The 11,255-nt window shown below is 55.7% G+C and carries 9 protein-coding genes; 4 read left to right on the forward strand and 5 right to left on the reverse strand.

Annotated features, from left to right (window positions below; translation table 11 throughout):
* The first annotated feature begins 168 nt into the window (after positions 1 to 168).
* Positions 169 to 1,053, forward strand: a complete 885-nt coding sequence (gene asd / locus ACZ5CE_RS12185) for an archaetidylserine decarboxylase (RefSeq protein ID WP_464575175.1) — start codon at positions 169 to 171, stop codon at positions 1,051 to 1,053.
* A 26-nt stretch (positions 1,054 to 1,079) separates the two neighbouring features.
* Here asd and galU read toward each other — a convergent pair whose 3' ends face one another.
* From galU to ACZ5CE_RS12210, 5 genes are all read right to left on the reverse strand, one after another.
* The gene (galU, locus tag ACZ5CE_RS12190; protein ID WP_464575176.1) at positions 1,080 to 2,135 is read right to left on the reverse strand and encodes a UTP--glucose-1-phosphate uridylyltransferase GalU; all 1,056 of its coding nucleotides are present in this window, start codon (positions 2,133 to 2,135) and stop codon (positions 1,080 to 1,082) included.
* 99 nt (positions 2,136 to 2,234) lie between these two features.
* Complete coding sequence (locus tag ACZ5CE_RS12195; protein ID WP_464575177.1) at positions 2,235 to 3,791, reverse strand: cytochrome B6; 1,557 nt, start codon at positions 3,789 to 3,791, stop codon at positions 2,235 to 2,237.
* A gap of 451 nt (positions 3,792 to 4,242) precedes the next feature.
* The gene (locus ACZ5CE_RS12200) at positions 4,243 to 5,400 is read right to left on the reverse strand and encodes a cysteine desulfurase family protein (protein WP_464575178.1); all 1,158 of its coding nucleotides are present in this window, start codon (positions 5,398 to 5,400) and stop codon (positions 4,243 to 4,245) included.
* A 118-nt stretch (positions 5,401 to 5,518) separates the two neighbouring features.
* Positions 5,519 to 5,989, reverse strand: a complete 471-nt coding sequence (gene iscR, locus ACZ5CE_RS12205) for a Fe-S cluster assembly transcriptional regulator IscR (RefSeq protein WP_464575179.1) — start codon at positions 5,987 to 5,989, stop codon at positions 5,519 to 5,521.
* A gap of 240 nt (positions 5,990 to 6,229) precedes the next feature.
* Positions 6,230 to 6,949 (reverse strand): RNA methyltransferase, encoded by a 720-nt coding sequence (locus tag ACZ5CE_RS12210; RefSeq protein WP_464575180.1) that lies wholly within the window; start codon positions 6,947 to 6,949, stop codon positions 6,230 to 6,232.
* Positions 6,950 to 6,994: 45 nt separating this feature from the next.
* Between ACZ5CE_RS12210 and ACZ5CE_RS12215 the strand changes: the two genes are divergently transcribed.
* The 3 genes from ACZ5CE_RS12215 (at position 6,995) to ACZ5CE_RS12225 (ending at position 10,840) form a co-directional block, all read left to right on the forward strand.
* The gene (locus ACZ5CE_RS12215) at positions 6,995 to 7,819 is read left to right on the forward strand and encodes an inositol monophosphatase family protein (protein ID WP_464575181.1); all 825 of its coding nucleotides are present in this window, start codon (positions 6,995 to 6,997) and stop codon (positions 7,817 to 7,819) included.
* A gap of 111 nt (positions 7,820 to 7,930) precedes the next feature.
* On the forward strand, positions 7,931 to 10,639 hold the full coding sequence (locus ACZ5CE_RS12220; RefSeq protein WP_464575182.1) for an MGH1-like glycoside hydrolase domain-containing protein: 2,709 nt from the start codon (positions 7,931 to 7,933) through the stop codon (positions 10,637 to 10,639).
* 3 nt (positions 10,640 to 10,642) lie between these two features.
* Positions 10,643 to 10,840: a hypothetical protein gene (locus ACZ5CE_RS12225; protein ID WP_464575183.1), complete on the forward strand. Its 198-nt coding sequence runs from the start codon at positions 10,643 to 10,645 to the stop codon at positions 10,838 to 10,840.
* Positions 10,841 to 11,255 lie beyond the last annotated feature (415 nt).

Genomic DNA, 11,255 nt, shown 5'->3' on the forward strand with positions numbered 1-11,255 from the left:
GGTCTGCCTTGTCAGGCTCCTAGCGAAGGGGATCAACCATTCGCGTCGTTGCCTTTCGCGCATCCCATCCCGCAAAGCCACCGCCGCGCCAGCGGAGATTTATTCAGCGCTTCCTTAATCCCCCAGCCCGATTATAATTCCCGGTTATTTTTGCCCCAGGTATCCAAAGTGTTCAGCGAGTTCTTTTCGGTATTTCCCCAATATCTCATACCCAAGCAGGCATTGACGATTTTCGCGGGAAAAGTTGCCAATGCCGAAGCTGGACCCATCACCACGTTGATCATCCGCTGGTTCATCAGGCGCTATGGCGTCAACATGGAGGAGGCAGCCGAGCGGGATGTTCATCATTATCGCACCTTCAATGAATTCTTCACCCGTGCGCTGGCGCCCGGAAAGCGCTCCATTTCAAAGGCGGATTATGTCTGTCCGGCCGATGGTTTTATAAGCCAGGTTGGCGTTATTGGCGGAAACCAGATATTGCAGGCCAAAGGCCACAACTACTCTACCATGGCTCTGGTGGGAGGGGACCAGGAACTGGCCGATCAGTTTTACGACGGTCATTTCGCGACGGTATATCTCAGTCCCAGCGATTATCATCGCGTCCACATGCCGTGCGCTGGCAGATTGACGAGCATGACTTACATACCCGGTTCCCTGTTCTCGGTAAATCCCGCTACGGCTCGCGGCATCCCAGGTCTATTCGCACGGAACGAACGCGTGGTCTGCGTGTTCGAATCGGGAGGCGCGTCATTCGTAATGGTCCTGGTTGGAGCCACGATCGTCGGTAGCATATCCACCGTCTGGCATGGAGTTGTCAACCCCAGCCATTCGGCAGGAACACAGGAATGGCGCTACGGCGAACGGGGTCCGGTGTTGCAGAAGGGTGATGAAATGGGCCGGTTCCAGCTTGGATCGACGGTGGTCATGCTATTCCCGAAAAGCGGCATGATGTTCAATGAGGCATGGGTTTCCACGCAAGCTGTGCGGCTCGGGGAAATGATGGCCACCACCGCCAGCACCGAAATGAGGATGGAACAAGCAAACGCCCGATAGGTTGCTGCCAGGAGCCTCTACCGCAATCAGACGCTTTGCAGCGCCCCCCGCATCAGGGTCGCCGGATGGACATCCTCGTCTGATCCGAAACTTGAAGGATAAGCAGCCTCCGTCGCAAGCTCATGCACAGCCTTCAGCAGAATTTCGCGAAATTCTTCCCCGACTTCGGGATGCCGCAAGCCATACGCCACGGTGGCCGCCAGGAACCCTGCCTTGCTTCCGCAATCGTAATGCTTGCCCTGGTAACGATAGATCATGACCGGTTCCAGCTTCAGCAGGCGGGATATCGCATCGGTAAGTTGAATTTCTCCCCCTATTCCCGGACCAAGGTTCGCTATGCACTCGAAAATCGCGGGCGAAAGGATATAGCGTCCCACGATCGCCATGGTCGAAGGCGCAACCTCGGGGGCGGGCTTCTCCACGAGGCTGCGAATTTTCGCGATACGGCTTCCTGCTTCCTCTGCCGCCGCATCCACCACGCCGTAGCGGCGTGTATCTTCCCTCGGCACGGACCGAACGGCGATGAGACTGTTTGGCGTGCGCTCGTATTGCGCGACCATTTGAGCCAGCACCGGTGGCTGCCCATCGATCAGGTCATCGGGAAGCAGCACAGCGAAAGATTCATTGCCGACCAGCCGCCGTGCGCAGTAGATCGCATGCCCTAATCCCTTCGGTTCTTCCTGCCGGACAAAGCTGAAATGAACTCCGCTGGGTGTAAGCTGGCGTAACATTTTAAGGGTGGCATGCTTGCCCTGGGTGGACAATTCGGCTTCCAGTTCCACCGAGCGATGCAGGTGATCCTCGATGCTTCGCTTGCTGCGATGGGTTACAAAAATGATTTCTTCGATCCCGGCCGCTACGGCTTCATCGACCGCATACTGGATCAGGGGGCGATCCACGATCGGCAGCATTTCCTTCGCTATCGCTTTGGTCGCCGGCAGAAAACGCGTTCCCAGGCCTGCAACCGGAAACACCGCCTTGCGTACCACTTTTGCCGGCTTTCGAGATACTGACCCTTTAAGAGAAAGCACTTCTTTCCCGACAGAAGTTGCGGGTGAGGCAGAGGCAGTGTTCAGGCTCATGAGAATTCTCCATAGGATATTACGGGGGTGATATCGTCCAGTCAGGCTGTCATTCCATCATTCATTCCTTTTGATTCCTCCGAATCGTCATTGGTCGAGCTACAGCACGCGCAGAAACGCCACGAGATCCGATTTTTCCTCGTCGGTCAGTTTGAGCCCGAGTACGAGATTGAAGAACTCGACGGTATCCTCTAGCGTCAATAGACGGCCATCATGAAAATAGGGCGGACTGTCCTTGATTCCGCGTAGCGTAAACGTCTTCATCGGCCCATCCCCTGGCTCGTTGAGGAAGCGTTCGAGCTTCAGGTCATGCATCTGGTTATCAAGAAAAGCTGGCGGTTTATGGCAGGCGGCGCACTGGCCCTTCCCATAAAAAAGCTTTTCACCGCGAAGCTCCTTATCCGTAGCCTTACCGGGATCCAGCTGGCCCCGGCTATCCAGCTTGGGAGCCGGTGGAAAATCGAGCATATTCTGGAGCTGCGCCATATGGCTTACATGGATACGATCAAAAATGGTCATTCCCTTTTTCATCGCATGAATCGGATCGCCATTGAAGTAAGCCGTGCGGAACTCGAATTCAGTGAAATCCTCGACCGAACGCAGGCTTCGTTTGGAGCCATGGATCTGCTGGTTATACAGCCCGCGCAAGCTGACGGTATCCAGGCGGAAACGACGCTCCTGGGGCCGGATATCCGGACTGAGATGAAACTGCCCGGTCGTATGCCCATTCACATGGCAGTCGAGACAGGCGACCCCCAGGCTGGGCTGCGCGCTCTTGCGGTCATCGGTCGGATTGAATTCCTCCTGGGGAAAAGGAGTAAGCAGCATCCGCAATCCATCCAGCTGCACGGGCGTCAGGATATCCTTGAACAGGCGGTAGTAATTATTGATCGATACCACTTCTCCGCGCGAAACGTCGCCAAGCTCAGGCCGGGTTTGAAGAAATATGGCGGGAGGAAACTCCGGCAAAAAGGCATCGGGGAGATCAAACTCGACATCAAACCGCTGCAGGCGGGGAAACATGTCGAGCTGCACTTGCGGAAAAACCTGTCCTCCCGGAGACTGCTTGGGGTGAGGCAATGCCGGATACGGAAAAACATTCTGGCTTCGTATCTCCGCGGGAGACATGCTTGCCAGCCTTTGCCAGGTTAGTTCCCCCTGCAGACGCGCGGTCGGTCCTATTGCCAAGGGTTTGCCACGCGACATTTTTGCTTCCCGATCCAGCACGGGAGTCAGGTTATAGCGCCGCATGAGCAGTTCGCGCTGAGCTCTCATGACTCCGCTTCGATCTGCGACATCCATTTTCATGATTTCTTCGAACGTCTGCATCGGCTTCCTGGCGTTCAATGGATCGCGGTAGAAATCAAAACCGGGTGTTTTTCCTTTATCAGGCTGGTTATTAAACGCAGGCGACGAAGGCATGGCGCTCGTCGCGGAAAATACGCCGGAGCGGTCGTGTTCGTTCCTGTTCTGCTCGGGACGGGAAACCGGCACTTCTCGCACGGACTGCGCATCTCGAACCGCATCCGGTTGGCTTCCAGCCGTTTGTGTTTGCCGCGGCCGATCGTACTGGTCGGTTTGGGCAAGCGCATGGTTCACGCTTGATCCCAATCCGGCGAAGGTCAAACAGCATGCCAGGATTTTTGTCGTTTTCATCTCTCCTCCTGAAGAAATCAAAGAGCAGACCATCACCGCCCGATTGTGCCAATCCTCAAATTTTCGAAGAGGAAATTCCTTGGTATTTTTTCAGTTTTCGGGTCCCCAATCTGTACGCCATCGCACAATGAAAATTGACCTGGATGAGATCGGGAAATGGAGAATGATGAGAATAAAGCATATCGGATGCGCGTTACCTTCTCATTACTGAACATTACTGGAAACCACGAAAAACGGATGAAGCGAAGTACAGAAAAACCAGATTGGCCAGATTGCCGTTCGCCATCCAGCTCATGAATAAAACAGGACAGACTGCCACTTATCCACAGCACAGCAGCTATTCGCTATTCGCTGCCCCATTTGTGTGGATCAATGAAGAATACGCCCACCGCTGCAGCAGGAAGAAGCAGGAGAAACCCGTTCTCCCTGTAGAAGGAGTAAAGAAAATTGTTCAGATGGCAGCCATGCTCATCTGTCTTAACTGGTCTGTTATAGACCGAAGGCTTTGGAGGAAACTGTCCACCTGCTCCGGAGAATTACTATTGCCCAGGCTCACTCGCACGGCGCAACGCGTCAATAGGGGATCCACACCCATCGCTTCCAGCACATGACTGCGGCCGGGATTTACACTGGAACAGGCAGCGCCGCTGGCCACTGCGAAACCTGCCTTGTCCATGCGGACGACCAGGGTGTCGCCCTCGATGCCTTCCAGAGAAAAATAGCATGTGTTCGGCAAGCGCTCGGCGCCAAGGCCAAAAACTACCGCACCCATTTCGCGCAGCCCCTGCTCCAGTTGCGCGCGCATCGCCAAAAGGCGCGACGCGGATTCCGTAATTCTTTTTCTGGCCAGGGTGCACGCCACTCCGAACCCCACGATGGCAGGAACGTTTTCTGTCCCGGAGCGCAATCCGTTTTCATGCCCTCCACCAAAAATCATCGGCTTGAGCGGCAGGCGCTTGTCCATGATAAGAGCGGCGGCACCCTTGGGACCATTGATTTTATGGCCTGATATCGTCATGGCATGAACCTTGAGCGCTGCAAAATTCACCGGAATCTTTCCAAACGCCTGCACCGCGTCTGTGTGCACCCACGCGCCAGCGGCCCTGGCCTTCTCGGCCACGGCTGCCACATCCTGTATCACGCCGGTTTCGTTATTGGCCAACATTACCGAGACAAGCCCCGCCGTTCGCTCATTCAGGGCGCGTTCGGCATCGGCGGCCTTCACCCTTCCAAGGGCGTCCACTGCAATGCGGCGCAAATCCCATTTCCTGTCCGGGTTCCGCGCCAATTCCTGCGCTGCCTTCATTACGCAGGGATGTTCGATCGAACTGACGATAACACGTGAAGGCTTGAGATATCCTGCTGCTCCGAGCATGAAGAGATTATTCGCTTCTGATCCACCACTGGTAAACACTACTTGCGCTGGCTGCACGCCAACTGCTTCCGCTACCTGTTCCCGTGCCCGGTTTATAGCCTGGCGTGCCGCAATACCGCGAACGTGCCGGCTGGAAGCATTGCCGAACTCTTTCTGGAAATACGGCAGCATGGCATCCAGGACTTCATCATCCACAGCCGTCGTGGCGTTATGATCGAAATATGTGTAGGTCATCGAGATTCCATTCAGCCAATTCGGCCAACTCCAGCCAGCTATTGGCTATTGGTTCGCGGGCATGATATCGCTACCGGCGGATCCAGCTGTCGAATCCGAAGAAAGGCGGGAAGTCCCGTCAGGCCAGAGCGGCTTCTTCCTCGCTTTTACAGGCCCTCATGTCCTGCAAGACGGCGATATCTTTTACTTTTGGGCTCGCCACCAGTTGCTCCAGGGTAACCAGCGCTAGATAATCCCTAATCCTGGCGTTAAGGCTTGCCCACAAGTCATGCGTCATGCAACGTTGATCGTTGTAGCAGTTCTCCTTGCCGCCGCACTGCGTAGCATCGATCGGCTCATCCACCGCAAGGATGATATCCACCACCGATACTTCGCTCATGGGCTTTGTCAGGCAATATCCGCCCCCCGGTCCGCGCACGCTTCCCACCAGCTTGTTGCGCCGCAGTTTTCCGAACAGTTGTTCCAGATAGGAAAGGGAAATTTTCTGACGTTCGCTGATGCCCGCCAATGTGACCGGCCCTTCTGCACTGTGCAAGGCAAGGTCGATCATAGCCGTTACTGCAAAACGTCCCTTGGTCGTCAATCGCATTTTCTGCTCCAATGAGAATTAGTACGGGATTGATACGAAATGATACGAAATCGATAGGATAATACTGCGCATAATTGGCCTGGGGTCATGAGCAGTCTCAAATACCCGACAGTCTCAAATACCCGACAAGGTTAGTCGAGTATATAAAGTCCCTTTATCGCAGTCAACTATTTTTGAAGACTACCTGGTTGTAAAGACGTTTGATAACGGAATATTGATAGGCCTCGATAGGCAACTCTCCTATTTCTCCAGCGCGCTCAATATGCCGCGCAGCATATTGACTTCTTCTTTTTCAAGGCGCGCCCGCGCGAACAGCCGCCGCATGCGCTGCTCGAAACGCTTGGGCTCTTTCAGGTTCAGGAACCCGCTGCTTATCGCCAGACGTTCCAGGTGACGGTAAAGCAGTTCGATATCGTCGAAAGTTGCTGCCAGACCCGGCTGCGGGGAAAAAGACGACACGTCCGGCAGCGCCATGCGCAATTCGTAAACCATGACTTGTACCGCGCTGGCGAGGTTAAGCGAGGAGTATTCCGGATTGGCGGGAATATTGACAAAAATCTGGCATTTACTGGCTTCCGCCGTTGTAAGGCCTGCGGTCTCATTGCCGAAAACCAGCGCTACCGGTCCTCCCCGGGCATATCCGAGCATCTCCCGCGCTCCCTGGCGCGCATCGAACACCTCATGCGAGAGATCGCGCGGGCGGGCGGTGACAGCCGCGGCCAGGCTGGTCCCGCACAAGGCCTCATCGAGGCTCGTGCATACAACCGCAGCATGGAGTATTTCCCATGCCCCCGCGGCACGTCTTTCAGCCTCCTTGTCAGGGAAAAACCTGGGATTGACCAGGTAGAGCTTGTCCAATCCCATCGTTTTCATGGCACGGCCTGCTGCTCCGATATTGCCGGGATGGCTGGTGTGGCTAAGGACGATACGGACTTTATCGAGCGGATGGGGGGGATTCATATTAAAATCGCATTCTGCTCAATTCTGGAACTTCTGAACCCCAAAATGCATCCCATGCTTACCATTGCGGTTAAAGCCGCCCGCCGCGCAGGCAATATCATCAACCGCGCTGCGCAAAACCTGGATTTATTGCATGTCTCGCGCAAAGCGCACAGCGATTACGTGAGCGAGGTGGATGGCGCCGCGGAAAATGCGATTATCAAGACGTTGCTGGATGCCTACCCGGATCACTCCATTCTAGCAGAAGAAAGTGGCGCTCGAAACGGCCAGGGCGAATCGGATTACCAGTGGATCATCGATCCGCTCGACGGGACGACGAACTTTCTTCACGGTTTTCCGCACTATTCGGTATCGATCGGGCTGATGCATAGAAATATCCCGGTACAGGCCGTGGTGTATAACCCTTCCGCCAACGAACTCTTTACCGCCAGCCGCGGCAGCGGTGCTTATTTGAATGACCATAGGCTGCGGGTAACGAAGCGAACCCAGCTAACTGACTGCCTGATCGGCACCGGCTTTCCATTTCGCGACTTTACCCATGTGGAAGCGTACCTGGCCATGTTCAGGGATGTCATGCCTCGTGTCGCCGGTATCCGGCGTCCCGGCTCCGCCGCACTGGACCTCGCCTACGTGGCGGCGGGCCGCTACGACGGCTTCTGGGAATTGGGGCTGTCGCCTTGGGACATCGCTGCCGGTTGCCTGCTTATAACCGAAGCGGGCGGCCTGGTGGGAGACCTGGAAGGCAACCCGAATTATATGCAAAGCGGCAACCTGGTCGCTGGCAGTCCCAAAATTTTTGGGCACTTGTTGCAGGTGATCGCCCCTCATCTCACGAAAGCATTGAAAACAGGCGCGGAAATCGACCGGTAGGTACTGTCCCGGCTGCGCCACGTCCACTCAACCGGAGCGGTTATTTATCGTGGTTGATGTTCCCGATAGTCCCGATGGTCCCGGTTCCACAGAAAAGAGGAGAGTAAGGCCGTGTTCACTCAACTGGATGCCGAACGGCAACGATTGAAAAACCAGCGTCATCAGGTCGAGAACTGGCGTTTGTGGGGACCGTATCTTTCTGAACGCGCCTGGGCCACAGTGCGGGAAGACTACAGTCCGGATAGTAATGTCTGGGAATACTTCAGCCATGACCAATCCCGTTCGCGCGCCTACCGCTGGAACGAGGATGGCTTGGGCGGCATTTGTGACGAAGCGCAACGGCTCTGTTTCGGACTGGCATTATGGAACGGCGAGGATGATATTCTCAAGGAGCGGGCCTTCGGCCTGACTGGAAAACAGGGCAATCGCGGCGAAGATGTAAAGGAATGTTATTTCTACCTGGATGCAACACCATCGCACTCCTGGCTTCGCTATCTCTACAAGTACCCCCAGTCGGCTTTCCCTTACAGGTGTCTGGTCGATGAGAACACGCGCCGTTCGCGGGAGGATCCGCCATTCAGCCTGATCGACAGCGGCGCCTTTGCCGGGAACCGCTACTGGGACGTGGAAATAGGCTATGCCAAGGCGTCGCCGGAAGAGGTGCATATTCGCGTTCTTGCCACCAACCGTGGCAACGAGGACGCCACGCTATGGTTATTGCCCCAGCTCTGGTTTCGCAACGACTGGTCGTGGTTACAGAAAAAAAGCGAGAAACCATCGCTTTCTGCTATTCCAGCACCCGATGGCGCAGCCTGGGCGACCGTGGCCGAACATCCGGTGCTGGGAACGTATCATCTCTACGGCTTGCAACAGGCAGACCTTTTATATACCGAAAACGAAACCAATGACTGCCACTTGTGGGCCGTACCCAATTCGGGTCCTTATGTAAAGGATGCGTTTCATCGCTATCTCATCCATGGCGATCATGCTGCGGTCAACCCGGCGCAGCGGGGAACAAAGTTTGCGGCCATGCATAAACTTCACATTGCAGCGGGAAAAGCCGCTGTCCTTGACATGGTACTGTCAGCCGCCCCTCATGCCGAGCCATTTGCCGTCCATCAGGACATATTCGCCTTGCGCCGTTCCGAAGCCGATGCTTTCTTCAGGAGCCTGCTTCCAGAAGCGACTACCCAGGACCATCGCATCCTGCGACAGGCACTGGCTGGGATGATCTGGAACAAGCAGTTTTTTCATTACGACGTCTCCACCTGGCTGCGAGGCGACAGCGAAATCCCATCCCCGGCAAGGAAACATGGGCGTAACCATAATTGGCGCCATCTCAAGGCAAATCATGTGATTTCCATGCCGGATGCATGGGAATATCCTTGGTTCGCCGCATGGGACCTGGCTTTTCACGCTGCGGTGCTGGCGATTATTGACGTGGATTTCGCCAAGGATCAGATCGAGCTGCTGCTGCACGAAGACTACCTGCATCCCAATGGCCAGATCCCTGCCTGCGAGTGGATGTTTGATGATGTCAATCCGCCGGTGCACGCCATGGGTGCGCTCAAGGTATTCCGTGCCGAGCGCGTTCAGCGCGGCAAGGGGGATACCGCTTTTCTCAAACGCGTACTGCACAAGCTGCTGCTGAACCACACTTGGTGGGTAAACCGCAAGGATGCGTCGGGCATGAACGTATTTGAGGGCGGTTTTCTGGGGCTGGACAATATTTCGGTATACAACCGCTCCCGGCCGCTGCCTCCCGGCTACACACTCAAGCAGGCCGATGCCACCGGCTGGATGGCGATGTTCTCGCTGCAGCTCACCGTGATGGCGCTGGAAATCGCTGTTGAAGATTCCGCATATGAGGACATTGCAATCCAGTGCTATAGCCAGTTCCTGGCGATTGCCAACACGATTGCCGGACACACCGGCGCAGAGGTATCTCTCTGGGATGATGCAGACGGTTTTTTCAAGGATCTCGTGGTTACTCCAGATGGATCGACGCACCGCATCGACGTATTTTCCTGGGTCGGCATCATCCCGCTGTTCGCGAGCGAGGTAGTGGATGCGCGCCTGCTGGCCGGCCGCACGCGGTTCAATGCGCTGATGTGGAAACATAAGGGCGGAATGTTCGATGGAAGCAGCATCTGCGCCTGCCCGGTGCATACCAACGAACGCGGAGAACATTTATTGTCCCTGATAAATGCTTCCATGCTGGTCAGGATACTGCCTCGCCTGTTCGACGAAAAGGAATTCCTCTCCCCGCACGGCATCCGCTCGGTATCCAAGTATCACGCTACCCGGCATGACCTCGGGCACATTCCCGGCATTGGCAGCGCCATCATCCAGTATGTACCGGGTGAATCCGATTCACCGCTGTTTGGCGGCAACTCCAACTGGCGTGGACCGGTATGGATGCCCACCAATTATCTGCTGATACAGGCCATGGAAAAACTGTATCGCTTCCTGGGAGATTCGTTCACCTTTCCCGCTCCCTGCCTGAACGGTTACGAAATCAACCTCAAATATGGCGCCACGCTGCTCGCGGACCGGCTTGCGGATATTTTCCGCCGCGGAGAATCGGGCCTTATCCCCGCCTTTCCCAAGGACAGTCCCCACCAGACAGATCCGCACTGGCAAGAACTGCTGCTGTTTTACGAGTACTTTCATGGCGAGACAGGCCAGGGCCTGGGCGCCGCCCATCAGACCGGCTGGAGCGGGCTGGTGGCAAACCTGATCATGCGCGGTTACCACCAGGATATTCCCGAATTCTGGAAGCAGCGGTCAGCCACCGCCCCGTCAAAACCAACCGAATGAGAGATGCCGCTTGACGAGCCGCTTGCCCGTCGCGCTGTTGCCAGCGTTATCGCGGAACGCTTGCGCGGAGCCGATGCGGCTTATTCGCGCTCGCGCCGCAGCAGGATGAGGATGCTCATCACTCTCGACTGTGAAATGCTGGAACGCGTTCCAGCATTCGTGACTGCATGCATACCGACCGACTGGCTCAACAACACCTGAGCGAAAGGGATATTGAACGCCATGAGAAGATTTAGAGCCACTGAATAAGGTACTATGAATCTCATCATTCCGAGCTTGATCCGAATCCAGCCCAACCCAATAATTGCGGGCTTTAGAGCTCTCCGGGATACCGGCTTCCGCCGATATGGCGTTCGGACTGTTTGCCCACCGAATTATTAAGGTGGCCTTTTAGGGAAGCGCTGAATAAATCTCCGCTGGCGCGGCGGTGGCTTTGCGGGATGGGATGCACGAAAGGCGACGACGCGAATGGTTATTCCCTTCGCTAGAAGTCTGACAAGGCAGACCGCCCGCAAAACCCCGCCCCATAAGGGTTGTGGTAAAATCGGGCGCTCACTGCGTTGCGCTCCTTGGCATCGTAGTCCCAGCTACGACCTGCGTCGCGCGTCTTATGATC

Source organism: Nitrosospira sp. TNL200 (assembly GCF_055386305.1).